Genomic DNA, 26225 nt, shown 5'->3' with positions numbered 1-26225 from the left:
TTTCATAACTGGAGTGCGGGATGAAAGTAACCCTTCCTGATTATAAGCAAGCAGGTGTACTTGTTGTTGGTGATGTAATGTTAGATCGCTACTGGCATGGACCGACTAATCGAATCTCACCTGAAGCGCCGGTTCCGGTTGTTAAAGTGACCATGGTTGAAGAGCGTCCTGGTGGTGCAGCTAACGTGGCAATGAACATTGCTTCCCTTGGTGCTAACTCCCGTTTGGTTGGATTAACAGGGATTGATGATGCAGCAAAAGCGCTCACCGAGAATCTCAATGGCGTGAATGTACGCTGTGATTTCGTGGCGATCCCAACTCATCCAACCATTACTAAATTACGCGTTTTATCCCGCAACCAACAGCTTATCCGCCTCGATTTTGAAGAAGGTTTCGAAAATGTGGATGCTCAGCCAATGCTGGAACGCATCGAACAAGCGTTGCCTCACATTGGTGCGTTAGTGTTATCTGACTATGCGAAAGGGGCATTGGCAGAAGTTGAGAAGATGATTGCATTGGCGAATAAGGCTGGCGTTCCTGTTCTTATCGACCCGAAAGGTCATAATTTTGAGCGTTATCGTGGTGCGACGCTGCTAACGCCAAATATGTCTGAATTTGAAGCGATTGTTGGGCGTTGTAAAGATAATAAAGATGTGGAAGAAAAAGGGATGCAACTTCTTGAATCTCTGGAGCTATCTGCATTATTAATCACGCGTTCAGAGCAAGGAATGAGCTTGATTCGTCGTAATGAGGCTCCATTACATTTACCGACCGAAGCGCAAGAAGTGTTTGATGTTACTGGTGCGGGGGATACGGTGATTGGCGTGTTAGCGGCATCGATTGCATCAGGTCGTCCACTGCATGAAGCCTGTGCGCTAGCGAATGCGGCGGCTGGTGTTGTGGTTGGTAAATTAGGGACGTCAACAGTATCCCCGATTGAATTGGAAAATGCGATCCGTGGTCGCGCAGAAAATGGTTTCGGTGTTATGACCGAAAGCCAACTTAAGCAAGCCGTTGCCGATGCGCGTGCGCGTGGTGAGCGCGTGGTGATGACCAATGGCTGTTTCGATATTCTCCATGCGGGTCATGTTTCATATCTGGCGAATGCCCGTAAACTCGGTGACCGACTAATTGTTGCGGTAAATAGCGATGCATCGACTCGCCGCTTAAAAGGGGAGACTCGTCCAGTTAATCCATTAGACCAACGTATGATTGTGTTGGGTGCATTAGGTGCCGTGGATTGGGTTGTGCCATTCGAGGAAGATACACCGCAGCGTTTGATCTCAGAAATTCTGCCTGACATCTTAGTAAAAGGTGGCGATTATCAACCAGATGAAATTGCCGGAAGTAAGGAAGTTTGGGCTGCGGGTGGACAAGTGATGGTGCTGAATTTCGAAGATGGTATCTCAACCACCAATATCATTAAAAATATTATGAAAACCAAATAATTAAACACTAATTGGTATCAGTAAAAGCCTAACTTTTTGTCTGCATTTAAATGTGTACAGAAGTTAGGCTTTTTTGTTTGTGACTGAATCAATCTTCTTGTTTTTCTTCAATCACTTTTTCATCTGAGAAACGGGCTTCAAGGGCGCTGACACGCTGCTCCATTTTCATCAGTTTCTCACGAGTGCGCAATAAAACTTGTGTTTGGATATCAAACTCTTCTCGACTGACTAAATCTAATTTACCAAGCTGAGATTGCAACAGTGAACGGAGCTTTTTATCAAAGTCTTCACCTAAGTCACGCACGCCTTTCGGTAATGCACCTTGAATTTGGCGAGCAACTTGTTCAATTTTTTTCGGATCGAGCATTCGCGGGTCCTTCAGTTTCAAAATAAATAATGTGGGGTAGTGTAATACCTGCAGCGTTATGAATAAACCACCTTCTTCTATTATTATAGAAACGTGCTGTTTCATCTTGTTTTTATTGGCGAAAAGTGTGAGTAAGTCTTCAGTTTATCGTTTGTTCGTTGCGCCATTGGATTATTGGAGTTATATTAATTGCGTAATCTCAGGGCGGGGTGAAAGTCCCCACCGGCGGTAACATGCATCGCGCATGAAGCCCGCGAGCGCTTTGTTATCTTTGGCATTATTGTCATGGATAGTAAAGGTCAGCAGATCCAGTGTGAATCTGGAGCCGACGGTTATAGTCCGGATGGGAGAGAATCACTGTATCTGCATGTTTGTATCTTTTAGGTACAACACTGTTCTACATATTGAATAGCTAAACGGCTAGTAGGTCGTGGTGTTTATTCATTTCTCGTACTCCTAAGACTGCCCTGGTTCTGGTAACTCAAATATTGTTAATTAAAGAAGGTTTTTACCATGAATCAGACGCTACTTTCCGAATTCGGTAATCCAACCGAGCGTGTTGAAAATGCAATCGAAGCTCTGCGCCAAGGCAAAGGCATTTTAGTTCTCGACGATGAAGATCGTGAGAATGAAGGTGACTTAGTGTTTGCAGCAGAAACCATGACCGCCGAGCAAATGGCAATGACAATTCGCTATAGCAGCGGCATTGTGTGCCTATGCATTACGGAAGAACGCCGTAAGCAGCTTGATATTCCGATGATGGTGGAAAAAAACACCAGCCAAAACCAAACGGGTTTTACGGTCACAATTGAAGCTGCGAAAGGTGTCACAACCGGCGTTTCTGCGGCAGACCGTATCACGACTATCAAAGCGGCGATTGCGGATAATGCAGTGCCTGCGGATATTAACCGCCCTGGTCACGTATTCCCATTACGTGGTCGTGAAGGTGGTGTATTAACACGTCGTGGTCATACAGAAGCCTCGATTGATTTAGCCACATTAGCCGGTTTCAAACCTGCTGGAGTACTGTGTGAGCTGACCAATGATGATGGCACAATGGCGCGTGCGCCAGATGTGGTGAAGTTTGCTCGTGAACACAACATGACAGTTGTCACCATTGAGGACTTAGCTAGCTATCGTCTTCAGTTGGAAAAAAAAGCGAGTTAATTCGCTAAGTTTTTAAAACGCTTTGCCTATAGAGTCATCGGCCACAAAGTTGCACACCTTTGTGGCCTCTTCAAATTTTTTGATGATCATTCTCATAATTCCCCCACTGTGTTTTTTATAAAAAAGGGTATGCTGATACTCATTATCCTTTTTGTGGAATTGAGGTCATCATGTCGACAAATAACCAACACTTAACCCATCGAATGCCCGCGGTATTTATCGGTCATGGTAGCCCGATGAACGCGATTAACCATAATTCGTACACTGAAGCATGGGAAAAACTGGGTAAAACTTTGCCTAGACCGCGTGCGATTTTGGTGATCTCAGCACACTGGTATACCCGTGGAACGGCGATCACGGCGATGGTTAAACCGAAAACGATCCATGATTTTGGTGGTTTCCCTGAAGCTTTATACCAAATAGAGTACCCGGCACCAGGCTCTCCTGAGCTGGCTAAACAGGTGGCTGAATTACTGTCTCCAGAGCCAATTCATCAAGATAAAGAGGAGTGGGGACTTGATCACGGCACATGGGAAATTTTAGTCCGTATGTATCCTCAAGCTGATATTCCCGTCGTGCAACTGAGTATTGATGGCACTAAGCCTGCATCGTGGCACTATGAGCTAGGTAAAAAATTAGCAGTCTTGCGAGAGCAGGGGGTTTTGATTATGGGGAGTGGTAACGTTGTCCATAATTTACGTGCAATGGATTGGCAGAATTCACATGCAGAACCTTACCCTTGGGCAATTTCGTTTGAGCAATTTGTTTATGCAAATCTGCGAAGTCATGAGCAGCCGCACCCGCTGACAACAGGGTTAGAGCGTGAAGATGGTCAGTTATCAAATCCATCACCGGAACATTTTTTACCTATATTACCTATCTTAGGTACATGGGATGGTGAAGAAGTGATTAGCACGCCTGTTGAAGGAATTGTTTCGGCATCATTGAGTATGTTATCAGTACAAATCGGTTAATGAGTCGAATGGCGAAAGAAGAAAGCGGCACGAAATATTTCGTCGCCGCTTTTTGTTTATTTGATGCTGTTTTACCAAGCTAATAGTGAATTAGTCGAGGATGATGTGCGGATAGAAACGGGATAAGTCTTGAGTAATCAATTCCTTATCTTCGCGGATACAGATCCCCGCAGGCTGGTCGTTAACTAACCAGCTTCCCACTAATGTATAGCTGCCTTCAAATTTTGGCAGTGGATGGAACTGCTGGATAATCATTCCTTCTTCACCGTAAGGACCATCTGCTGACGCAATTTCTTTGCCATTTTCGATGACACGGATATTGGCACCTTCGCGAGAGAATAATGGTTTAATTACATAGCTCTCAAGTTCCGGTTTGTTACCATCGGCAAAATAGGCCGGCAGCAAATTTGGATGATTAGGGAACATTTCCCATAACATTGGCAACAGGGCTTTGTTGGAAACAATACTTTTCCAAGCCGGCTCTAACCAACGAACACCAGCATCTTGCAGTTTGGTGGAGAAAATTTCTCTGAGCATAAATTCCCATGGATACAGTTTGAACAGGTTACTAATGACCTGATCTTGTGTATCGGTGAATTCGCCTTTCTCGCCTAATCCGATTTCATCAATATATAGAAATTCGGTAGCCACACCCGCTTCGTTCGCGCAATCTTGCAAATATTGTACGGTGCCACGATCTTCCTCAGTATCTTGGCAGCATGCCATATGCAATAAACGGAAACCGTATTGATCTTTGAGCTCAGTAAAACGTTCAATGAGCTGTTCTTGGATGCTATTAAATTGGTCAGCATTTTCAGGCAGTTTGCCCGCTTCAATTTGATCTTCGAGCCAAATCCATTGGAAAAAAGCAGATTCATACAGTGATGTTGGTGTATCTGCGTTGTTCTCTAATAGCTTCGGTGGATTGACGCCATCGTAAGCTAAGTCAAGACGGGAATATAATGATGGCTGTTCGCTTTTCCATGAACTGCGTACAAATTCCCAGCAATGCTTAGGAATTTGGAAACGAGCGAGTAATTCATCACTTTCGACGACACGCTCAACAACCTTAAGGCACATTTGGTGAATTTCAGCAGTTGCCTCTTCAATTTCTTCAACTTGGGCTAGCGTGAATTGGTAATAGGCATCTTCAGACCAGTACGGTTCGCCGTACATAGTGTGGAAGTGAAAACCAAACTCATCCGCTTTTTCGCGCCAGTTAGGACGCTCGACAATAGGAACACGTTTCATTACTTATCAACCACCCATAGAGCGGGAAGAGGTTGAGCCTGATTTCGCAGACGAAGATGAACGCTGTGCTGTTGCTTGTTTATTAACGGTATCACCGAAACCACCACGAGTAATTGTAGAGGTTGTGGCTGGTTTTGGCGCCATAGCCGTTTTTGGTACGCTCATTGAACGACCACCTGCAACAGCAGGACCGTAGCTTTTACCTGTCGCATCAACAAATTTACCATTTGCTGGGCTGGCTGGGTTTTTAGAGCTGAAAAGTGGCTGAGATGGTGCACCTCCGCCCATCATACGACCCATCATGTAGCCCATCATTAATGGCATCCACATGCTACCACTGCTTTGTGACTGAGCGGCTTGTTCGCCTGCAGCTGGGGTGCTTGTACCCGCAATACCTGCTTGAGCTGGTGCTTGAGTACACATCGCTTCACCGAACTCCGCAACGCAATCTTCTTGAGTGGCATATTTTGGTGCTGTTTTTGCAGCTTCGTTCAATGCGTTGTTATACGCAAGAGTACATTGCTCTGCTTGAGAGGGATTGGCTTGGCTACAGTCTTGTGCGTTGGTGTACAGAGAAACTGTTTCATCGCTCTCTTCACATGCAGACAGCATAAATACAGCACTCACTGCCACAGCAACAGGTGCTAAACGGTATGAGCGCCAAGACTTACGGAAGGCGTTCTGATTAATATTTTTGGTGCGCTTCATGGTCATGGTAATTACCTTGAATAAATAATAAGTAAGAGGTTCGAGATATTGCCTCTAGAATAGGGGATATAAGATAAAAATTAAAGTACAAATGCTGCACAAATAATGGGAAATGATGGATTTAGCGATATTGATTCCATTTTTATAGAATGTTGGTTAAATCTAACGCCAAGCAATTCTTATTTTTCTTTGATATCAATAAATTAATTATGGTGATTTTTTAATTAATGTTGCAATTAACATAAGTCAGAATTGACTGAATTTTAAGGATAGATTGAATAAATAATGCAATAAGTTATTCATTATCTAGAGAACTGCAAATTTCGCGTTATTTTCAAATAATCTCTTGGGTGATAAGGGTAAAAAAATAGCCCGCCACTGGGCGAGCTATCTAACTGACTGAACCAAATGATTATTTGATTTTTGGTGCTGTTGAGTTACGAATAATGCTATCAGGTGAGGTTTGAATCTCTTTACCTAGGCTAGCATTTAAACGAGCGATATCATCTTCGTTTAATGTGCCGCGTGCAAATTCGATATTCAGTTGGTTAATCATATAATCGTAACGAGCGTTAGACAGGTTTTGCTTCGCTTGATATAGCGCAGTTGTTGCTGTTAACACATCAACGATAGTACGAGTACCCACTTGGTAGCCAGCTTCCATCGCATCTAATGAGCTCTGTGCAGACACAACAACTTGTTTATATGCGTTGATGCTACTGATTGACGACGTTACGTTGTTATAGGATGAGCGTACTAATTGGATTACGTTACGGTAAACGCTTTCTAACTGCTCACTTGCACTTTGGAAACCATATTGTGCTTGTTCAACTTGTGAGCTTACAGCACCACCAGAATAGAGTGGGAGGCTTAATGTTAAGCCGATGCTGTTTTGACCGTTATAATTGTTGCTTGCGCCACCGGTACGATCATAACCACTGCCATGATTGTAGGTGTTTGCAACGCTAGTCGATGCATCTAATCCTACAGTTGGCATATGACCTGTTTCTGCTAAACGGATGTTTTCACGCGAAACGTCTTGTGCTAAACGTGCACTAAGAAGGCTTAAGTTACGCAGCTCTGCATCTTTTAAGATGGCTTCAACATTGTCTGGGTTTGCTGTTTTAAAACGGTCGATATTTAAAGACGCTAATTGGCTATAGTAAACACCGCTAACTTGGCGAAGTTTTTCGACTGCGTTGACTAAGTCGTTGCGACCCGCAACTTCTTGTGCAATAACGCTATCATAGTTTGCTCGGGCGTTTTGCACGTCAGTGATTGCCACTAAACCAACATTAAAACGTTGAGTTGTTTGGTCTAATTGACGGTAAACAGCTTCTTTATTAGCTTGGATGTAAGATAACGCATCAATCGCTTTTAATACGTTAAAATATGCAGTTGCTGTATCTAAAATGAGCTGTTGTTGGCTTGTTTGGTAGGTAACATCAGAAATTCCAGCTGTTTTCTCTTGAATATCCAACTGACGCCATTTTGACATATCAAATACAACTTGGGTCAATTTCAATGATGCATTAAGACCAGTACTCTCAGTGTTGCTTGCATCACGGTAACCGCTGCCATAAGTTGCTCCAGCGCCTAAACCAAGTTGCGGTAACAGTGGGCTACGTGCTTGATTGATTTTTTCAAAAGCTTGATTACGTTCAGCAAATGATTTTCTGAGCTCAGGGTTACTTTCTTTGGATTTTTGGTAAACCTGAAGTAAATCTTCTGCATAACTATTAGCACTGAGACCCACAAAACTCATCGCAATAAAAAGGGGAAGCAGTTTCTTCATTTGGATTCCTTGATTAAACAGCAAATTATGTTGAGCCTGTTATCTAAAACTTATCATGTTATTGAACAATGATAGGCAGTTGGAACTCTGAAAAGAGAGACCGTTCTCAAAACAGACCCTATTGTTGCTCATAAATTTGAATAATGGCGCACATTGTAACAGAGGTGAGGCACCGATAACGGTAGCCTTTTGTGCCATTTAGTCCTAATTAGTTTAAACATTACCTCATCTAAGGTTAAAAAACCTTAAAAACTGATTTAATCCTGTCATCTTTCTTAGTATAAAAATGAAGGGATTAGGAGAATATCAATGAATAATAAAATCGAAAATCCGATTAAATACAGTAAAAATGATATTGAAATTATATCTAAGCGTAAATTATTTAACGGTTTTTTTCAAATGATTGAGTATCGATTCAAACATCGATTATTTGAAGGCGGATGGAGCAAAGAGATTGTTCGTGAAGTATTTGAAAGAGGGCATGCAGGCGCAATACTTCCTTATGATCCTCAAACGGATAATGTCGTATTAATTGAACAAATACGCTTTCCTGCATTTGAATCAAGTGAAACACCTTGGTTACTAGAGATAGTCGCGGGAATGATAGAAGAAAATGAATCCCCTGAAGACGTTGTGCGCCGCGAATCAACAGAAGAAGCGGGACTGACCATTGGACGCATCGAAAAATCAGTAAGTTATTTATCGAGCCCAGGAGGAACCAGCGAACGTATTCATGTTTTCGTTGGTGAAGTCGATAGTTCTCAAGCAAAAGGGATTCATGGTCTCGCGTCAGAAAATGAAGATATCCGAGTGCATGTGGTGAGCAGAGAGCAAGCTTATCAATGGGTTGAAGAGGGTAAAATTGACAATGCGGCGACAGTGATTGCCATTCAATGGCTACAACTTCATCACCAAAAACTGCATGAAAAATGGGTGAAACCGATTTAAATAACCACTAATCTAATGAAGTGTGTGCTGATTAGCAGATATTAAGTGAATAGTTAGGTTAAAATCAGAGACCTATGCACTTCTCGATTTAGGTGATAATACTTAGCGCTATTTTTAAGGATAAAGGAATACTTTGGACAGCCAGCTTAAAGTGACTGCTAATAACCCTAACGTTATTAGAATATTACAAGTTACTGATACGCATCTTTTTGCTGATACGGAAAACACCCTTTTAGGGATCAAAACTTACCTGTCGATTTAATTGTCGCGACAGGCGACCTCGTTCAAGACCAATCCCCTAAAGCCTATCAACATTTTGCGGCTGGGATTGAGCGTATTCCTGCGCCTTGCGTGTGGCTTCCGGGGAATCACGATTACCCACCTGCAATGGTCGGAACCTTGAAAATAGCGGGAATCTCAAGTGCTAAGCAGGTTTTTATTGGTGATGACTGGCAAATTTTAATGTTAGATAGCCAATTACAAGATGTGGCGCACGGTGAGCTTTCTGAGCAGCAATTAGAGTGGATGCAGCAGTGCTTAGATGAGCAACCAACTCGCACGACACTGATTATGCTACACCATCATCCATTACCGTCAGGGTGCACGTGGCTAGATCAGCACAGTTTGCGAAATTCGCATATTTTGGCGGACTACCTCAAGAACTACCCTAATGTGAAGGCGATGTTGTGCGGACATATTCATCAGGAAATGGATGAAAACTGGCATGGTATCCGCTTGTTAGCGACACCATCAACTTGTGTACAATTTAAACCGCACTGCACCAATTTTGCTTTAGATACTGTAGCTCCAGGCTGGCGTTATCTTGAGTTGACGGTTAATGAAAATGGGGAAAAAGTGATTGAAACCCAAGTTCATCGTCTAAATACTCAGGCGTTTAGTCCCGATTTTGATTCTGATGGTTACTAATGGCTACTTTACTGTATATTCATGGTTTTAATAGTTCGCCACTGTCTGAGAAAGCAAATAATCTTAAGCAGTGGTTGGCGGAGCATTATCCTCAGATCAATATGGTAGTCCCTCAACTGCCTAATTACCCACAGGAAGCTGCCAACTTACTCGATGGTATTCTTGCAGAACACCAGCATGAAAAAGTCGGTTTAGTGGGCTCTTCATTAGGTGGTTACTTTTCGATTTATTTTTCTGAGCGCTACCAAATTCCTGCGGTATTAGTTAACCCAGCAGTGCGCCCGTTTGATTTGCTTAATGATTATCTTGGGGAAAATACCAATCCGTATACCCACGAAACATATTTGCTCGAACCTAAGCACATGGACGAATTGAAGGCTTTGCATCTTGAAAAGATACAGTCACCAAGCTTACTTTGGTTATTGCAGCAAATGGGGGATGAGGTACTTGATTATCGCCAAGCCGTTGCCTATCTTTCAGAGTGTAAGCAAACGGTGGAACCGGATGGGGATCATGCATTTGTAGGATTTGAACGCTATTTCCCGCAGATCATTCGCTTTTTGTCTCTGGTTGATAACGCAGAGAAATAGTGCGAAAACGCCAATACACTGTTATTATCAACAGTAACTCACTGATTGAACATACCCAATCTCCTTGAATTATTTAGGATATAGTTCAATTAATCACCTATTACCGCAGAATGACAACATGACTCAATCTAGTTATAACGCAGAGGACATTGAAGTTCTCAGTGGTTTGGAGCCTGTTCGCCGTCGTCCTGGCATGTATACCGACACCAGCCGACCGAACCATTTGGCTCAAGAAGTAATTGATAACAGTGTCGATGAAGCTTTAGCAGGGCACGCAGGACACATCCAAGTGATTTTATACCCAGATCAATCCCTCGAAGTGATTGATGATGGGCGAGGTATGCCTGTTGATATCCACCCGGAAATGAAGGTATCTGCCGTTGAGTTAATTTTAGGGCAGCTTCATGCGGGGGGGAAATTCTCCAACAAAAACTATCAGTTTTCAGGTGGCTTGCACGGTGTAGGTATCTCCGTGGTCAATGCGTTATCAAAACGTATTGAAGTGACTGTGCGCCGTGATGGTCAGGTTTATCAGATTGCGTTTGAAAATGGCGACAAAGTTGAAGATTTACAAGTCATTGGCACTTGTGGCAAACGTAATACCGGAACCAGTGTTCATTTTTGGCCAGATGAAAGCTATTTTGATAGCCCACGTTTTTCTGTTTCTCGTTTAACCCATAATTTAAAAGCAAAAGCTGTTTTATGCCCTGGCGTACAAATTACGTTTAAGGATCTGCTCAATGATACTGAGCAAAGCTGGTGCTATAGCGACGGGTTGACTGACTATTTAATGGAGTCAGTGGATGGTTTTGAAGCTTTGCCTGCAAAACCATTTACAGGTGAATTTTCTGCTGAAGTTGAAGCGGCACAATGGGCACTATTATGGTTACCAGAGGGCGGCGAACTCCTAACAGAAAGCTATGTTAACTTGATTCCAACAGCGCAAGGCGGTACCCACGTTAATGGTTTACGCCAAGGCTTATTAGATGCAATGCGTGAGTTCTGTGAATTCCGCAATATTCTGCCGCGTGGCGTGAAATTATCTGCGGATGATATTTGGGATCGTTGCGCCTATGTTTTATCTGTAAAAATGCAAGATCCACAATTTGCGGGGCAGACCAAAGAACGTCTTTCTTCCCGCCAATGTGCCGCGTTTGTTTCCGGTGTGGTGAAAGATGCTTTTAGTTTATGGCTCAACCAAAATGTCCAAGTTGCAGAACAACTGGCGGAAATGGCCATCTCAAGTGCTCAACGTCGCCTTCGCGCATCAAAAAAAGTGGTGCGTAAGAAACTCACGAGTGGTCCGGCTTTACCGGGTAAATTAGCAGATTGCAGCTCTCAAGATTTGTCGATGACCGAATTGTTCTTGGTGGAAGGGGACTCGGCGGGTGGATCAGCAAAACAAGCCCGTGATCGTGAATATCAAGCGATCATGCCTCTACGTGGTAAGATCCTCAATACTTGGGAAGTTTCTTCGGATGAAGTCTTAGCTTCCCAAGAGGTACACGATATTTCCGTGGCAATTGGTATGGATCCGGATAGCGAAGATATCTCGCAGCTGCGTTACGGAAAAGTGTGTATCCTTGCGGATGCGGACTCCGATGGACTGCACATTGCTACATTGTTGTGCGCCTTGTTTGTGCGCCATTTCCCTAAATTGGTCAAAGAGGGGCATGTTTATATGGCAATGCCACCACTATATCGTATTGATTTAGGTAAAGAGACTTACTACGCACTCGATGAAAGCGAAAAAAATGCGGTCCTAGATAGATTAAGCCGTAAAAAAGGTAAACCAAACGTCCAGCGCTTTAAAGGACTGGGTGAAATGAACCCGCCGCAATTGCGTGAAACGACGTTAGATCCAAATACTCGCCGCCTCGTTCAGTTAACTATCGATGATGATAATTACACAGAAACCATGTCGAAGATGGACATGCTTCTGGCTAAAAAACGCTCGGAAGATCGTCGTAACTGGCTGCAAGAAAAAGGCGATACGGCAGAAATTGAGGTCTGATCATAATCGGATGAATAAGAGTAAGGAACGTATTGAATGAGTGAAATTACTCATGACGGTGTGGAGCGTTTACCGCTTCATGCCTTTACTGAAAACGCCTATCTGAACTACTCGATGTACGTCATCATGGATAGAGCGTTGCCATTTATCGGCGATGGACTTAAACCAGTTCAGCGCCGAATTGTCTATGCCATGTCCGAGTTAGGGCTGAGCAATACGGCAAAATATAAAAAATCTGCAAGAACCGTTGGTGACGTATTAGGTAAATATCATCCACATGGTGATAGCGCCTGTTATGAAGCGATGGTGTTAATGGCGCAGCCATTCTCCTACCGTTATCCTTTGGTTGACGGCCAAGGAAACTGGGGGGCTCCGGATGACCCGAAATCCTTCGCAGCGATGCGTTATACCGAATCTCGTCTATCAAAATATGCAGAAGTTCTGTTAAGCGAATTAGGTCACGGTACTGTTGATTGGGTACCTAACTTTGACGGCACATTAAATGAGCCGAAAATGTTGCCTGCCCGTCTGCCAAATATTTTATTAAATGGTACCACGGGGATCGCCGTCGGTATGGCGACGGATATTCCACCACATAATGCCCGCGAAGTGGCAAGTGCACTGGTGGCACTACTCGAAAAACCGAAATTAAACCTTGATGAGATCATGCAGTTTATTCCGGGTCCTGACTTCCCGACAGAAGCTGAAATTATCTCGTCACCAGAAGATATTCGTAAAGTTTATCAAAATGGTCGTGGCTCAGTACGTATGCGCGCTGTGTGGGAAAAAGAAGAGGGTAATGCGGTGATCACCGCACTGCCTCATCAAGTTTCTGGGGCGAAAATTTTGGAGCAGATCGCCAACCAAATGCGTGCGAAAAAGCTGCCAATGGTGGAAGATCTACGTGATGAATCGGATCACGAAAACCCAACTCGTTTAGTGATCGTGCCACGCAGTAACCGTGTGGATCTTGAGCAAGTGATGACTCACTTGTTTGCAACGACGGATCTCGAAAGAAGTTACCGTGTTAACTTAAACATGATTGGTTTAGATAACCGTCCGGCAGTGAAAGGGCTGGTGGAGATCCTCAACGAGTGGATCACCTATCGCCGCCAAACGGTACGTAATCGCTTAAACCACCGTTTAGAAAAAGTATTAAGACGCCTGCATATTTTGGATGGCTTACTCATCGCGTATTTGAATATCGATGAAGTGATTGAAATTATTCGTAATGAAGATGAGCCAAAAGCGGTTCTCATGTCGCGTTTTAATATTAGCGATACGCAAGCCGAAGCAATTTTAGAATTAAAACTGCGCCACTTAGCGAAACTCGAAGAGATGAAAATTCGCGGTGAACAGGATGAATTAGCCAAGGAGCGCGATGAGTTACAAGCTATTTTAGGCTCTGAAGCACGTTTGAATACCTTGATTAAAAAGGAAATTCAAGCGGATGCTAAAGCGTATGGTGATGATCGCCGTTCGCCATTACAGGAGCGTGAAGAAGCAAAAGCACTGAGTGAGCATGAGATTTTACCTTCGGAACCGATTACCGTTGTCTTGTCTGATATGGGCTGGGTGCGTAGTGCGAAAGGGCATGATATTGAACCAAGCAACCTTAGCTACAAAGCGGGTGATAGCTTCAAAGGTGCTGCACGAGGTAAGTCTAATCAGGCGGCAGTGTTCCTTGATAGCACCGGGCGTAGTTACTCAATAGATCCGTTGGAATTGCCTTCTGCACGTAGCCAAGGTGAGCCACTTACGGGTAAATTGACATTACCGCCGGGTGCGACGATTGAGCATGTGCTGATGGCGCCGGAAGAGCAGAAATACTTAATGGCATCTGATGCGGGTTATGGTTTTATTTGCACCTTTAATGATTTGGTGACGAAGAATAAAACTGGTAAGGCGTTGATGTCACTACCTGAAAATGCAAAAGTAATGGCGCCAATTGAGCTAAATAACGAAAAAGAAGATTTGTTATTAGCCATCACGAAAGCGGGTCGTATGTTATTATTCCCGGTGTCTGACCTCCCACAATTATCCAAAGGGAAAGGGAATAAGATTATTAATATCACTGGCGCACAAGCGGCAAGTGGTGAAGATCTGCTAGTTTGGTTAATGGTAATACCGCCACAAGCCTCTATCACGCTCTATTTTGGTAAGCGTAAACTGAAATTTAAATCAGAAGACTTACAAAAATACCGTGCGGAGCGTGGACGTAAAGGAACCTCTTTACCTCGCGGTTTACATAACATTGAACGTATTGATGTCGATTCTGTGAATGCAGAATAAAAATAAAAGATAATTCAAGGGCTTGTTTAAAGCCCTTTTCATAAGTTAAGGAATATTATGCTAGCGCTAATTAGAGCTATCATTGTGATCATATTTACGATTTGTGTGTGTGTAGGCGGAAGTATTTACTGCTTATTTAGCCCACGGAATCCAAAACATGTGATGACGTTTGGTCGTATGTTTGGGCGTTTATCCCCAGTGTTTGGCATCAAAATGATTGACCGGGTTCCTGCGAAAGCGAAGGATTATGGCCCAAGTATTTATATTGGTAATCACCAAAATAACTATGACATGGTGACCATGTCGAACGGTGTTCAACCAAGAACGGTCACGGTGGGGAAAAAAAGCCTTGTTATGATCCCGTTTTTTGGTTTTTTGTATTGGATCACCGGTAATATATTGATTGACCGTGGGAATCGTTCTAAAGCGCATAATACCATTTCACAGGTTGCTGAACAGATTAAATCTCGTCAGATTTCAGTGTGGATGTTCCCTGAAGGAACACGCAGCCGTGGTCGTGGTTTACTGCCATTTAAAACAGGTGCATTCCATGCAGCGATTGCGGCGGGTGTACCCATTGTTCCTGTCTGCGTTTCTACGACACAAAATAGAATCAGCTTGAATCGTTGGAATAATGGTCATGTGATTATTGAAATGTTAGATCCAATTGATACATCTAAATATTCTAAAGATCAGGTTCGTGAGCTGTCAGAATATTGCCATGACTTGATGGAAGCTAAAATTAAAGAATTAGATAAAGAAGTCGATGAGCTGAATAAACGCTAATCAAGTGTATTGAAGGTGGGGTGTTATTGAGAGCATCCCACCATTTTATCCCCGTTGTTATTTAACCCACCTGCAATTATCACCACTTGAATTTATTATATTTTAATTAGTGATACATATATTTTTAGAATTCTATGTCCTTTCGCGATATGATGGCTCGCAAATTTATCACAAGATAAATTATTGAATTCCAAATTGTGGTATCACCAGCACATACTTAAAAATACTCAGATAAGCCACTAATTTTTAATGGTTTATTAAAATAATTTGCTGGTTTTTATTTAGCGGAGAATCTATGTTATTCAGTCGTTGCCGATCATTGCTGATTAGCGGGTTGGCTGTGTGCTTATTACAGGTATCAACTCATGCGAGTGCAGAAGGAACGACCGCACTCCCTGTTCCACCCTTGTTAGAATCCCGTTCGGGACAGCCTCTCTTTTTAACATTACAAAAAATCCATTGGTCTTTTGATGGTAAATATTCGGCAGAAGTTTTAGGGATTAATGGCTCTTATCCAGGACCTACGATCCGCGTTAAAAAAGGGGATGATCTCAAACTTATTTATAGCAACAGGCTACCTGATGCGGTTTCGATGACTATTAGCGGATTACAAATACCGGGTACGCAAATTGGTGGTGCAGCAAGGCAAATTTCGCCAAATGCGGATTGGTCGCCAGTGATCCCTATTCGCCAAAATGCTGCAACGCTTTGGTATCATGCGAATACTCAAGGGAAAATGGGGCAGCAAGTCTACAATGGTCTACTGGGAATGTGGATTATTGATGATGATTCCACCAAAGAGCTACGTTTACCTAAGCATTACGGTGTCGATGATTTCCCTATTATTATTCAAGATAAGCGCTTAGATAATTTTGGAGCCCCTGAATATCACGTTGATGAAAATGGATTTCTTGGGGATACACTCGTGGTTAATGGGGTACAAGACCCTTATATTGAGGTTTCTCGTGGTTGGATACGTTTACGCTTATTGAATGCATCTAACTCTAGACGTTATGTCATGAAAATTAGTGATGGGCGTCCTTTTATCATGATTGGCTCTGATCAAGGATTATTAACGGTTCCCGCGAGTGTTCAAGAGTTGCCGCTTGCGCCGGGAGAACGTCGTGAAGTCTTGATTGATATGGCTAAAACTCAAGAGTTAACGATAACGGCAGGGGAGTCCGCATCGTTAATGGATCGCGTAAAAGGGTTATTTGAGCCTTCTAATAACTTAATCTCAACCAATGTGTTAACCATCAAAGCAACAGGATTAATGTCGCTGGTGACGGATGATGTTCCAAAACAATTAGTTTTGGATACAACGCAAATTACGTCGTCAATCACCAATCGTGAGATTCAATTGAATGATCCTGTGGGGATCAACGGTGCAAAATTAGATACCACTCGTGTGGATATCACCTCTCGCCAAGGTAGCTGGGAGCGTTGGAATGTGAGCAGCCAACAGCCACAGGCATTCCACATTGAAGGTGTTCGATTCAAAGTTATTAATTGTAACGGTCAGCCCGCTCAACCCGATAATTTTGGTTGGAAAGACACAGTTTGGATTGATGGGCGTTGTGAGCTACTTGTTCAAATGATGCAACCATCATATAACCACTTCCCATTCTTGTTTTATAGCCAAAATTTAGAGAAAGCGGATTTAGGCTCCGCAGGGCAATTGGTCATTACACCAGAAGATAGTGCTAACTAATAAAAGATAATGCCCCATTATTTGGGGCTTTATCATTTTCAGCATTAACTTAACGCAACACGCACGCCAAAGGCGACAAGTACCACTCCGAGTACTTTATCCACATATTTTTGGACTTTAGCTAACCCTTTTCTGACAGGGGTGCTTTGAATCAATAAAACTAAAATCGGCCAATAAATCACTGCAAGACCCCAAATAATAAAGGCGAACCACAGCTTTTCTGAGAATGTAGAATCGACACTGAGCACTTGCGTAAAAATGGCTAAGAAGAATAAAGTGGCTTTAGGATTCAATACATTACATAAGAAGCCTTGCATAAAAGCCTTTTTAAACGTCACATGCTCATGTTGATTGGTAGTCAAATCAATGCGTTGGACTTTTTGTGGCATGAGGCTTTTTAGTCCAATCCAGATTAAATAGGCAGCACCAGCATACTTGAGAATATTAAATAGCCATGGCGTGGTGGTAATCAACACGGCAAGACCTGCCACGCAATAGGACATGTGAAGTGCAATGGCGACGATAATACCGAAGGCGGTCATCATAGCGGCAGAACGTTGGTAGCGTGCTGCGTTTTTGATAATTAAAAAGAAATCTGGACCGGGTGAAACCATGCCAAGGGCGGCAATCGTCGCGACCATGATACTGGTCTGATACATAATGTAATCTCTTTATTTTAGGTTGAACTAAACTGAGTAATAAGGGACTAAAAGCGTTGTAAACATCGTTTAGTGCATTGACTTGATTCGTTCGAGTATAAGGGATTGCGTCGTATTTAAGGAAGATTAAATTTAGTCGACGTAGTATGTCTGTTTCCGTATAGTGTGCACAATTTTTATATTTTGTTTCTAAGGTGGTTAGATGAATATTAGCTTAATCGCAGCAATGGCGTTCGATCAGGTTATCGGCATGGAAAATGCGATGCCTTGGAATTTACCTGGTGATTTGGCGTGGTTTAAACGTCAAACATTGAATAAACCTGTGATTATGGGACGCGTGACTTATGAAGCGTTAGGCCGCCCTTTACCACAGCGTGTTAATATTGTTTTAAGTAGTCAAGCAGGGACTGAAACCGGTGTTATCTGGGTTAAATCCATTGAAGAAGCATTAGAAGCTGCGAAAGCAGTTGAAGGTGCCGATGAAATTATGGTGATTGGTGGTGGCAAGGTTTACCAGCAGTTTCTACCACTCGCCAATAAACTGTATTTGACCCATGTAGATGCGGAAGTGATTGGAGATACACATTTCCCTGCCTATGAACCCGATGAATGGGATTCTATTTTCACTGAGTATCACGAAGCAGACGAAGCGAATAGCCACGGTTTCTGCATTGAAGTTCTGACTCGTCGCGTCTAATCGTTGTTGGTCTAGTCAATAAAAATGGCACTGTTAGGTGCCATTTTACTATCTATCATTTTGGTATCTGAGAAAACACTTACTCTTTACGACGTTTTTGGTGAGATTTTTGTCTATGGAATGTTTTAGTTTCCCAGTGAAGCAGCGTTAAATCTCCTCCCCAGCAACAACCCGTATCCATTGCATACACATGCTCTGGTGTAAATTTACCTTCCAGTGATGCCCAATGACCAAAGAAAATTGAGTAATCTTCAGGGAATTGACTTGGTAGAGAAAACCACGGTTTTAAAGGCGCAGGGGCTTTAGCTGGGCTTTCTTTGCAGTCCATATCCAGCTGACCATTAGGAAAACAATAGCGCAGACGGGTAAGGGCATTCGTACTGTAGCGTAAACGTGCGAGCCCCATTAAGCTCTGAGACCAATTGTTTGGCATATCACCATACATCGAGTCAATAAAAAGTGGGTAGGCATCGCTAGATAAAACGGCTTCCACTTCTCGAGCACACATTTTGGCTGTTTCGAGATCCCACTGAGGAGTTATCCCTGCGTGGGTCATGACCATTTTTGGTCTTCGTCGACTTGCAACAGTGGCTGGCGGCGTAACCAATTGATTAATTCATCAATATCAGGCGCATTCAGTAGCTCATCAAGATGGTCTTTGGGTTTATTACGGCTAATTTTGCAATAAATACCAATTAAGTGTAGGTCATGATTGCCAAGTACTAATCGTGCAGATGACCCTAAGCTTTTCACGTAGCGCAATACTTGCAGTGAATCGGGACCGCGGGCGACAAGATCACCTGTTAGCCATAATGTATCTTGCTGTGGATCGAAACTCACGCTATCAAGAAGTTCCCGCAGCTCACGATAACAACCGTGTATATCACCTACAATATATGTGGACATAATCAATTAATCAGTGTTGGGATGGCGAGACGAAATGCAGGAATATCAACATGGAAGTGATTTCCTTGGTCGCTCAGCATGACGTAATAGCCTTCCATCGTACCCATTGGTGTTTCTAATATTGCACCGCTGGTATAGCGATATTCCTTGCCCGGTAAAATCACGGGTTGTTCGCCAACCACGCCTTCACCTTGCACTTCAGTTTTACGGCCATCACTATTGGTAATGAGCCAATACCGGCTCATTAACTGTATCGGGACTCGCCCTACATTACGGATACAAATGGTATACGCAAAGACGAAACGGGCGATCTCAGGTTGGGATTGGCTTTCTATGTAGACACTTTGAACTTGGATGCTCACATTAGGATCATTCAGCATTGTGCCTCCTCAGATTCTCTATTCCGATAAATTACACAGATAGTTTGCCATCTTACAATAGTGCTCAACAGAGATATTTTCAGCGCGTGTACCTGGGTCGATACCCAACTCGGTTAACTGCTCAACACTGAATAAATCCCCAAGACTATTGCGGACAGTTTTACGACGTTGGTTAAATGCTTGAGTCGTAATACGGCTTAATACTTTAATATCCTTCACAGGGTATGGATTTTCCTTGTGAGGGATCAATCTTACTACTGCTGAATCCACTTTTGGTGGCGGGGCAAAAGCGGTTGGTGGAACTTCGAGCACAGGAACAACATTGCAGTAATATTGTGCCATAACACTTAAACGACCATAAGCTTTGCTCCCCGGACCTGCGACTAACCGGTTAACCACTTCCTTCTGTAACATGAAGTTCATGTCGGAAATTTGGTTGGTGAATGTAAACAGGTGGAACATCAACGGGGTTGAGATGTTATAAGGCAAATTACCAAAGACACGTATTGGCTGTCCAGCTTGTTTTGCCAGTTCACCGAAGTCTACAGTCATCGCATCTTGTTGGATGATGGTCAGTTTATCTTTCAATTGAGGATGGACGTGCAGGCGAGCGGCGAGATCGCGGTCAAGCTCAACTACCGTCATTTTATCCATGCGGCTACCAACAGGCTCAGTTAATGCACCAAGACCGGGACCAATTTCTACAATGGCTTGTCCTGGTTGCGGGTGCATAGCATCCACAATACTGTCGATAATAAATTGGTCAGTTAAAAAGTTCTGCCCGAAACGTTTGCGGGCAAGGTGCCCCTGATGGACTCGATTATTCATGAATTCTTTTGTGTCATTTGGATAGCTAATTTCAATGCGGTGATAAAACTGCCCGCATCGGCTTGATCCGTACCTGCTAATTCAAGCGCTGTGCCGTGATCGACGGAAGTACGGATAAATGGCAGACCAAGGGTAATATTTACCGCTCTGCCGAAACCTTGGTATTTTAACACAGGTAGTCCCTGATCGTGATACATCGCCAATACAGCGTCTGCATCCTCTAAATACTTCGGTTGGAATAAGGTGTCTGCGGGTAACGGACCCATTAAGGTCATACCTTGTTTACGCAGTGTTTCTAGGGCTGGAATGAGGGTATCAATCTCTTCCGTTCCCATATGTCCGCCTTCTCCTGCATGCGGGTTAAGTCCACAAACATAAATATGCGGGTTTTCAATGCCAAACTTAGTTTGCAGATCATGATGCAAAATGGTGATGACTTCATGCAAGCTTTGCTGAGTTATCGCATCGGACACATCTTTTAACGGGAGGTGCGTGGTGGCTAAGGCAACACGTAGCTCTTGGGTTGCGAGCATCATCACAACGCGGTCACAGTGGCTTCTATCAGCAAAAAACTCAGTATGACCGCTGAATGGAATGCCTGCATCATTAATAATGCCTTTGTGAACCGGTCCCGTCACAATGGCAGAAAATTCGCCATTCAAACAACCATCACAGGCACGGGCTAAGGTTTCAGTGACGTATTCGCCATTACGAACATTCAGCTTTCCAGGCTCAGCAGGCACGTTCAACGAAACAGGAACAATGGAAAGGTGACTTGCCATGGACGATTGCGGCTGATCTGCATGATATTCGTGCAGAGTTAATGGCAAGTTGAGCATCTTAGCACGTTGAAGAAGTAAATCCGGATCGGCACAAGCGACTAATTCAACTGGCCATGCTTGTTGAGCCAGCTGAATCAGGAGATCCGGACCTACCCCGGCTGGTTCGCCGGGGGTGATGATAATGGGCTTATTTTGCTTGTTCATCATTAGATTGGCTTTGGCGACCATCGACGATATTCACATAAGCTGCTGCGCGCTGTTCTTGCATCCAAGTCTGCGCTTCTTCGTTAAACTTACGGTTGAACAGTAAACGGTACGCTTGATCTTTCTTCGCCGCATCAGTTTTATCGACACTACGAGTATCTTCTAATTGAATTAAGTGCCAGCCGAAACTTGAAGGAACAGGTTGGCTGATTTCGCCTTTTTTCAGTTTCATTAACGCATCACGGAATGCTGGGTCGTAAACATCTGGCATGTTCCAGCCTAACTCACCGCCTTTTAATGCGCTACCTGGGTCTTCAGAGTTCTCTTTAGCGGCTTCTTCAAATGAAATTCTACCGTTACGGATCTCTTGAGCCAGCTGAGTCAGTTTTTGTCTTGCTGTGGCATCATCCATAATTGGTGATGATTTCAGTAAGATATGACGCGCTTTAACTTCAGTGACGGAAATTGGCTGGTGAGTATCACCACTAACTTCATTTACACGTAAAATATGGAAGCCAACACCAGAGCGGATTGGACCGACGATGTCGCCTTTCTTCGCATTTTTTAGTTCATCAGAAAATACGACAGGCAGTTCTTGCAGACGTGACCAACCCATATTTCCGCCTTTCAGCGCTTGAGGATCCGCGGAGTAGGCAATAGCTAATTTACCGAAGTCAGAGCCTTTTTTCAGGTCGCTTAAGATTTTATCGACTAAAGATTCAGCTTTCGCCAGCTGTTCTGGCGTTGGGTTTTCTGGCAGTGGGATCAGGATATGGCTTAAATTCACGCCTTTTTGCGCGTTCATTTGAGAATCCATTTGGTCCGCTAATGCATCGACTTCTTGAGGTAAAATAGTAATACGGCGGCGAACTTCATTGTTACGCACTTCCGCTAATAGCATTTCTTTACGGATTTCGCTACGGTATTTGGCAATGTTAATGCCATCTGCCGTCAGGCGTTTTTCCATCTGAGGTAAGGTTAAATTGTTTTGGCGAGCAATATCCGCGATAGTGGCATTAACTGCTTCTTCAGGGATATTAATCTGCATTTGGTTGGCCATCTGCAACATGATGTTATCCATAACCAAACGGTCAATGATTTGCTGGCGCAAGGTTTGATCATCAGGAACTTGTTGATTTGCGTTACGCGCATTCAGTTTCACTGTGTTGATCATATTCTGGACGTCGCTTTCCAGTACAACTCCGTTGTTGACAACCGCAGCCACTTTATCCATTTGCTGTGGCGCAGCTAAACTAGCAGAGCTTGCGAACATCAGTCCTAGAATAAGCGTTCTCCAATTCTTCATAATGGTCCTATAAAATTGACTTTTAATCCGCATATGCGGGCTAATCGTGATCGTTATGTTGTTTATTATCAGAAAGCACGTTGATAAGGAATAATACCTTGTTTCAACATCTCCTGACTACCTAAACTATGATTGTTATTTAGGCCTCTAAGTTCCACATTAATTGACCATTTGTTGTCATATTCGCTGTTAAACTTCTCTTTCTGCCAACCGACAATCTTACGTTCATACCCTAAATTGACTGCCCAACAGCACGCATTGTATTGTAATCCGACGAGCTGGCTCGCTGATTGTTGCTGCTTGGTATCATAATAGTAAGAGCCCACAAAGCCCCAGTTGTCACTTAACGGCCAGCTAACCACGGTACCAACTTGTGAAATACCTTGTTGGTATTCAGGGAGTGTATAAGTATAGCCACCAGCGGTATCTTCACGACGGAACGTGGCTTGGATATAGTCACGGTCAACAAAGCGGTAATTCAGCTGAATCAGTCTATCGGCATCAAAGCGATATTCAGTAACCGCATTTCCCATAGTGACACTGCCGAGGCGACGGTCATATTGTAAACCACCACGAATACCCCAGTTTTCATCAATATGCCACATGGCATCGGTTGCCCACATTAATGAACCGGTATCACTCTTGTCATCAATTTTCAGATTTGAATTACCTGCGCGAGGACGTTCTAAATAGTAAATTTGCCCGACGGAGAAATTAAATCTCTCAGCTAAGTTTTCATCATAAATACGGGTGGTGACACCGGTGGTGAACTGGTTTGCAGAGGCAATACGGTCTAAGCCACTGTAAATACGGTCACGGAACAGACCAGTATAGTCAGACTGTAAGAGTGCGGAGTCGTAGTTATTGATATTGTCCTGATCTTTGTACGGAATATATAAGTATTGGACGCGCGGTTCTAAGGTTTGAACAAAATCACTGCCTTGATATAGGTTACGTTCAAAAACGACCTTTGCATCACTCTTGAACATTGGCAGTACGCGGGTGACATTTTTGTCTAAGCCGCTGTCTTGTCTTACATCAGGAATATCTTGGTCGTAATGGGTTGCCATTAATTTAATGCTGTTATTCATCTGAGCCCAGCCATTGGACAGCGGCATGCTGACTTCCGGCTCGATATGCAAACGCGTCGCATCTGGGTTATTTTCACCTACACTGGTAAAGCGGGCTGCTTGTGCATAGGTATGGAAATCCAACATACCGACGTTATTTTGATAATAGTTAAAATCGATTTGTGGCTCAGCTTTATATGCACGGCGGTTGGGGTCATCAACGAAGACTTGGAATTGTTTATGAGATACTTTCATATTCCAGTTTGTATCTGAATAGCCGACATTAAATTTTTGCGTGGCATAACCATCGGTGGTACTACCGTACTGAGAGCTAAAATCAGTAAAGTATTGGCGGTCACTTACCTTGGTATAATCTGCACCAAAGTTCCAGTGTTGAGCAAAGGTGCCTGAATGACGCCAGTAGAATAACCAACGGTCATCGCTGTCACGTGCATCTCGTTTACCATTCTCTTTATCTTTTATATAAGCACGGTCATGGTTGATAAAATCGAAAGCTATGGTGCCTGTACCAGGTGTAATTAAATAACGGAATTCGTTATTTAATTTAACGCCACGGTGAGTCATAAACTGTGGTGTGATAGTAGCATCGTAATTCGGGGCAATGTTCCAATAATACGGGAGTGTGAATTCCAGCCCGTCATTATTTGAATAGCTTCCCATCGGGATCAAGAAACCAGAACGACGTTTACTACCAATTGGTAGCTGCATATATGGACTATAAAATACAGGGACATCCGCAATACGGAAGCGTGCATGCCAAATCTCAGCCACTTCTTCTTCACGGTCAATAATGACTTCAGAGCCTGCAACGCTCCAGGTATTACTTCCCGGTAAACAGCTGGTGAAGGTTCCGTTTTCCATAATGGAATAGCGGTTTTCACCTCGCATTTTCATTTTTTTCGCTTCACCGCGACCCTGACGACCTACCATCATGTAGTTACCGTCATCAACATCAGTATTTTTGTTATCTAAATTCGACCATGCGGAAGGTCCCTTCAGGATAATCTGAGGGTCATCATAATGAACGTTACCCGTTGCCGTCACTTCACGAACAGGTTCTTCACCGTTTTTTTGGGTTTGCGTCAGTTTGACCTTATCTGCGGTGAGAGTTTGGTTACCCTGTTGAATATCAACATTGCCTGTATATTCGACAAAATTAGGGTATTCCCCAGTGACATCGTTAGCTTGAATTTCAATCGGTAAACTATTGGAGTCGCCAGTGACCAGCGGTTTGTCATAAACAGGCACCCCAAGCATACATTGTGCTGCAAGATCAGCATGTGCTTGCTGGCTATAAATAGCCGCCCATACCATGGTGGCGATTATTGTGGGATAACTTTTTTTCATCATTAAATAAGGAGTCCGTCAAATGGGCACAGTCGGCAAACGCTCAAAGACTATCTTAGCCAATCCGTTTTCGCCAGCATAATATCAAAACTGTGGCGTTCGTTGTTAGCAACTTGTTAGGCTCTTTATCGTTATGCACAAAAGCAGAATGGATAGTATGATAATGCAAAATTGCATTCTGAGCATTGAAGAATTGAGGGATATATGCACTATTGGGGTAAAATTATTGGGGTGATACTCGCTATTGTCTCCGGTTTAGGGTTTTGGGGAGCACTAGCAGGCTTACTCATTGGACACGGTTTTGATAAAGCCTCGGCTCAACGTAAGTTCGCCAGCTCCATCAATAAGCGCGATAGACAAATTATTTTCTTCGCGAGTACCTTCCAAATACTAGGGCATTTAACCAAGTCGAAAGGGCGTGTTACTGAGACAGACATTCAGTTAGCGTCGAATTTGATGGATAGAATGCAACTGCATGGGGAAACGCGTAAAGCGGCTCAGCAAGCCTTTAGAGAAGGGAAATCGCCAGAGTTTCCACTACGTGATGTTTTAAAGCAATTGCGTATGGCATGTTATGGTCGGCATGACCTAATTCAGATGTTTCTGGAAATTCAACTGCAAGCTGCTTTTGCCGATGGTTCATTGCATCCGAATGAAAAGAAAGTGCTGTTAATCATTGCAGAAGAGCTCGGCATTTCCCAAGTTCAATTCGAACAGTTCTTGAGTATGATTCAAAGCGGTCGTCAGTTTGGTCATGGTTACTCTCAACAGCAGTCTGGGGGATACTATCAGCAAAATAATGGACCGACGCTGGAAGATGCTTGCAAGGTGCTTGGTGTCGCTGTGGATGATGAGCCGACAAAAATTAAGCGCGCATATCGTAAGCTGATGAGTGAACACCATCCGGATAAGCTGGTAGCAAAAGGGTTACCGCCGGAAATGATGGAGATTGCTAAGCAAAAAGCGCAGTCAATTCAAGCAGCTTATGATCTAGTCAAAAAAGAACGAGGCTTCAAATAATTTCCCCACTATATTTTGTACTTCGGT

At 43.4% G+C, this 26225-nt stretch carries 21 protein-coding genes, 2 pseudogenes and 1 riboswitch; of the genes and pseudogenes, 12 read left to right on the top strand and 11 right to left on the bottom strand.

What is annotated here, in order from left to right; translation table 11 throughout:
• Positions 1–20: 20 nt before the first annotated feature.
• Positions 21–1448 carry a bifunctional D-glycero-beta-D-manno-heptose-7-phosphate kinase/D-glycero-beta-D-manno-heptose 1-phosphate adenylyltransferase HldE gene (gene hldE / locus PR766_RS06930; RefSeq protein WP_006659190.1) on the top strand — a complete coding sequence of 476 codons (1428 nt, stop codon included), beginning with the start codon at positions 21–23 and terminating at the stop codon, positions 1446–1448.
• A gap of 88 nt (positions 1449–1536) precedes the next feature.
• Here hldE and ubiK read toward each other — a convergent pair whose 3' ends face one another.
• Positions 1537–1815, bottom strand: a complete 279-nt coding sequence (gene ubiK / locus PR766_RS06925; RefSeq protein WP_006662951.1) for a ubiquinone biosynthesis accessory factor UbiK — start codon at positions 1813–1815, stop codon at positions 1537–1539.
• 191 nt (positions 1816–2006) lie between these two features.
• Positions 2007–2174, top strand: a riboswitch (FMN riboswitch).
• Between the two features lie 154 nt (positions 2175–2328).
• On the opposite strand from ubiK, the gene ribB reads away from it, so the two are divergent.
• Both ribB and ygiD read left to right on the top strand, forming a co-directional pair.
• Positions 2329–2982, top strand: coding sequence for a 3,4-dihydroxy-2-butanone-4-phosphate synthase (gene ribB, locus PR766_RS06920; protein ID WP_006659192.1), 654 nt, complete (start codon positions 2329–2331; stop codon positions 2980–2982).
• Positions 2983–3152: 170 nt separating this feature from the next.
• Positions 3153–3956 (top strand): 4,5-DOPA dioxygenase extradiol, encoded by an 804-nt coding sequence (gene ygiD / locus PR766_RS06915; protein ID WP_039861851.1) that lies wholly within the window; start codon positions 3153–3155, stop codon positions 3954–3956.
• 90 nt (positions 3957–4046) lie between these two features.
• Here the strand turns inward: ygiD and PR766_RS06910 are convergent, their stop codons facing one another.
• The 3 genes from PR766_RS06910 to tolC form a co-directional block, all read right to left on the bottom strand.
• A complete protein-coding gene (locus PR766_RS06910; protein WP_036962837.1) occupies positions 4047–5207 on the bottom strand; it encodes a glutathionylspermidine synthase family protein in 1161 nt (386 codons plus the stop codon).
• Positions 5208–5213: 6 nt separating this feature from the next.
• Positions 5214–5921: a DUF1190 family protein gene (locus PR766_RS06905; protein ID WP_154633210.1), complete on the bottom strand. Its 708-nt coding sequence runs from the start codon at positions 5919–5921 to the stop codon at positions 5214–5216.
• 406 nt (positions 5922–6327) lie between these two features.
• Positions 6328–7710, bottom strand: coding sequence for an outer membrane channel protein TolC (gene tolC, locus PR766_RS06900; RefSeq protein ID WP_006659196.1), 1383 nt, complete (start codon positions 7708–7710; stop codon positions 6328–6330).
• A 309-nt stretch (positions 7711–8019) separates the two neighbouring features.
• On the opposite strand from tolC, the gene nudF reads away from it, so the two are divergent.
• The 7 genes and pseudogenes from nudF (at position 8020) to ftsP (ending at position 16978) form a co-directional block, all read left to right on the top strand.
• Positions 8020–8658 carry an ADP-ribose diphosphatase gene (nudF, locus tag PR766_RS06895; RefSeq protein ID WP_006662955.1) on the top strand — a complete coding sequence of 213 codons (639 nt, stop codon included), beginning with the start codon at positions 8020–8022 and terminating at the stop codon, positions 8656–8658.
• 133 nt (positions 8659–8791) lie between these two features.
• Positions 8792–9585, top strand: a pseudogene (gene cpdA, locus PR766_RS06890) (3',5'-cyclic-AMP phosphodiesterase).
• Positions 9585–10175, top strand: a complete 591-nt coding sequence (gene yqiA, locus PR766_RS06885; protein WP_006659199.1) for an esterase YqiA — start codon at positions 9585–9587, stop codon at positions 10173–10175. Before cpdA ends, yqiA begins: the two are co-directional and overlap by 1 nt.
• A gap of 118 nt (positions 10176–10293) precedes the next feature.
• Positions 10294–12189, top strand: a complete 1896-nt coding sequence (gene parE, locus PR766_RS06880; protein ID WP_006659200.1) for a DNA topoisomerase IV subunit B — start codon at positions 10294–10296, stop codon at positions 12187–12189.
• Positions 12190–12225: 36 nt separating this feature from the next.
• On the top strand, positions 12226–14481 hold the full coding sequence (gene parC, locus PR766_RS06875; protein ID WP_006662956.1) for a DNA topoisomerase IV subunit A: 2256 nt from the start codon (positions 12226–12228) through the stop codon (positions 14479–14481).
• Between the two features lie 57 nt (positions 14482–14538).
• Entirely contained in the window at positions 14539–15267 is a 729-nt protein-coding gene (locus tag PR766_RS06870) for a 1-acylglycerol-3-phosphate O-acyltransferase (RefSeq protein ID WP_006662957.1), read from the top strand.
• A 295-nt stretch (positions 15268–15562) separates the two neighbouring features.
• Complete coding sequence (gene ftsP, locus PR766_RS06865; RefSeq protein ID WP_006662958.1) at positions 15563–16978, top strand: cell division protein FtsP; 1416 nt, start codon at positions 15563–15565, stop codon at positions 16976–16978.
• Between the two features lie 44 nt (positions 16979–17022).
• Here ftsP and PR766_RS06860 read toward each other — a convergent pair whose 3' ends face one another.
• Positions 17023–17637, bottom strand: a complete 615-nt coding sequence (locus PR766_RS06860; RefSeq protein ID WP_006659204.1) for a LysE family translocator — start codon at positions 17635–17637, stop codon at positions 17023–17025.
• 202 nt (positions 17638–17839) lie between these two features.
• Here PR766_RS06860 and folA point away from each other — a divergent pair, with 202 nt between their 5' ends.
• A complete protein-coding gene (gene folA, locus PR766_RS06855; RefSeq protein WP_006659205.1) occupies positions 17840–18334 on the top strand; it encodes a type 3 dihydrofolate reductase in 495 nt (164 codons plus the stop codon).
• A gap of 79 nt (positions 18335–18413) precedes the next feature.
• Here folA and apaH read toward each other — a convergent pair.
• The 6 genes and pseudogenes from apaH to lptD form a co-directional block, all read right to left on the bottom strand.
• A pseudogene (gene apaH, locus PR766_RS06850) lies at positions 18414–19240 on the bottom strand (bis(5'-nucleosyl)-tetraphosphatase (symmetrical) ApaH).
• A 2-nt stretch (positions 19241–19242) separates the two neighbouring features.
• Entirely contained in the window at positions 19243–19620 is a 378-nt protein-coding gene (gene apaG, locus PR766_RS06845; RefSeq protein WP_006659207.1) for a Co2+/Mg2+ efflux protein ApaG, read from the bottom strand.
• A gap of 18 nt (positions 19621–19638) precedes the next feature.
• Complete coding sequence (gene rsmA, locus PR766_RS06840) at positions 19639–20448, bottom strand: 16S rRNA (adenine(1518)-N(6)/adenine(1519)-N(6))-dimethyltransferase RsmA (protein WP_006662959.1); 810 nt, start codon at positions 20446–20448, stop codon at positions 19639–19641.
• The gene (pdxA, locus tag PR766_RS06835) at positions 20445–21437 is read right to left on the bottom strand and encodes a 4-hydroxythreonine-4-phosphate dehydrogenase PdxA (protein ID WP_154636120.1); all 993 of its coding nucleotides are present in this window, start codon (positions 21435–21437) and stop codon (positions 20445–20447) included. Before pdxA ends, rsmA begins: the two co-directional genes overlap by 4 nt.
• Positions 21418–22740, bottom strand: coding sequence for a peptidylprolyl isomerase SurA (gene surA, locus PR766_RS06830; protein ID WP_036962849.1), 1323 nt, complete (start codon positions 22738–22740; stop codon positions 21418–21420). The genes pdxA and surA overlap by 20 nt, the downstream gene beginning before the upstream one ends.
• Positions 22741–22808: 68 nt before the next feature.
• Positions 22809–25178, bottom strand: a complete 2370-nt coding sequence (gene lptD / locus PR766_RS06825) for an LPS assembly protein LptD (protein ID WP_179897103.1) — start codon at positions 25176–25178, stop codon at positions 22809–22811.
• A 204-nt stretch (positions 25179–25382) separates the two neighbouring features.
• Here lptD and djlA point away from each other — a divergent pair, with 204 nt between their 5' ends.
• Positions 25383–26198, top strand: coding sequence for a co-chaperone DjlA (gene djlA, locus PR766_RS06820; protein WP_006659212.1), 816 nt, complete (start codon positions 25383–25385; stop codon positions 26196–26198).
• Positions 26199–26225 lie beyond the last annotated feature (27 nt).

The sequence above is a fragment of the Providencia sp. PROV208 genome, from assembly GCF_028479465.1.
GTDB lineage: Bacteria > Pseudomonadota > Gammaproteobacteria > Enterobacterales > Enterobacteriaceae > Providencia > Providencia alcalifaciens.
The sequence above is the reverse complement of the archived record's forward strand: the minus strand, read 5'-3'. Positions and strand labels throughout refer to the sequence as shown.

Bases quoted from the DNA above. Each gene is read 5' to 3' on its own strand.
- djlA (WP_006659212.1), top strand. From the start codon at position 25,383: ATGCACTATTGGGGTAAAATTATTGGGGTGATACTCGCTATTGTCTCC.
- folA (WP_006659205.1), top strand. From the start codon at position 17,840: ATGAATATTAGCTTAATCGCAGCAATGGCGTTCGATCAGGTTATCGGC.
- apaG (WP_006659207.1), bottom strand. From the start codon at position 19,620: ATGCTGAATGATCCTAATGTGAGCATCCAAGTTCAAAGTGTCTACATA.
- ftsP (WP_006662958.1), top strand. From the start codon at position 15,563: ATGTTATTCAGTCGTTGCCGATCATTGCTGATTAGCGGGTTGGCTGTG.
- ygiD (WP_039861851.1), top strand. From the start codon at position 3,153: ATGTCGACAAATAACCAACACTTAACCCATCGAATGCCCGCGGTATTT.
- PR766_RS06860 (WP_006659204.1), bottom strand. From the start codon at position 17,637: ATGTATCAGACCAGTATCATGGTCGCGACGATTGCCGCCCTTGGCATG.
- parE (WP_006659200.1), top strand. From the start codon at position 10,294: ATGACTCAATCTAGTTATAACGCAGAGGACATTGAAGTTCTCAGTGGT.
- PR766_RS06910 (WP_036962837.1), bottom strand. From the start codon at position 5,207: ATGAAACGTGTTCCTATTGTCGAGCGTCCTAACTGGCGCGAAAAAGCG.
- ubiK (WP_006662951.1), bottom strand. From the start codon at position 1,815: ATGCTCGATCCGAAAAAAATTGAACAAGTTGCTCGCCAAATTCAAGGT.
- yqiA (WP_006659199.1), top strand. From the start codon at position 9,585: ATGGCTACTTTACTGTATATTCATGGTTTTAATAGTTCGCCACTGTCT.
- pdxA (WP_154636120.1), bottom strand. From the start codon at position 21,437: ATGATGAACAAGCAAAATAAGCCCATTATCATCACCCCCGGCGAACCA.
- tolC (WP_006659196.1), bottom strand. From the start codon at position 7,710: ATGAAGAAACTGCTTCCCCTTTTTATTGCGATGAGTTTTGTGGGTCTC.
- lptD (WP_179897103.1), bottom strand. From the start codon at position 25,178: ATGAAAAAAAGTTATCCCACAATAATCGCCACCATGGTATGGGCGGCT.
- ribB (WP_006659192.1), top strand. From the start codon at position 2,329: ATGAATCAGACGCTACTTTCCGAATTCGGTAATCCAACCGAGCGTGTT.
- surA (WP_036962849.1), bottom strand. From the start codon at position 22,740: ATGAAGAATTGGAGAACGCTTATTCTAGGACTGATGTTCGCAAGCTCT.
- rsmA (WP_006662959.1), bottom strand. From the start codon at position 20,448: ATGAATAATCGAGTCCATCAGGGGCACCTTGCCCGCAAACGTTTCGGG.
- PR766_RS06870 (WP_006662957.1), top strand. From the start codon at position 14,539: ATGCTAGCGCTAATTAGAGCTATCATTGTGATCATATTTACGATTTGT.
- hldE (WP_006659190.1), top strand. From the start codon at position 21: ATGAAAGTAACCCTTCCTGATTATAAGCAAGCAGGTGTACTTGTTGTT.
- PR766_RS06905 (WP_154633210.1), bottom strand. From the start codon at position 5,921: ATGACCATGAAGCGCACCAAAAATATTAATCAGAACGCCTTCCGTAAG.
- parC (WP_006662956.1), top strand. From the start codon at position 12,226: ATGAGTGAAATTACTCATGACGGTGTGGAGCGTTTACCGCTTCATGCC.
- nudF (WP_006662955.1), top strand. From the start codon at position 8,020: ATGAATAATAAAATCGAAAATCCGATTAAATACAGTAAAAATGATATT.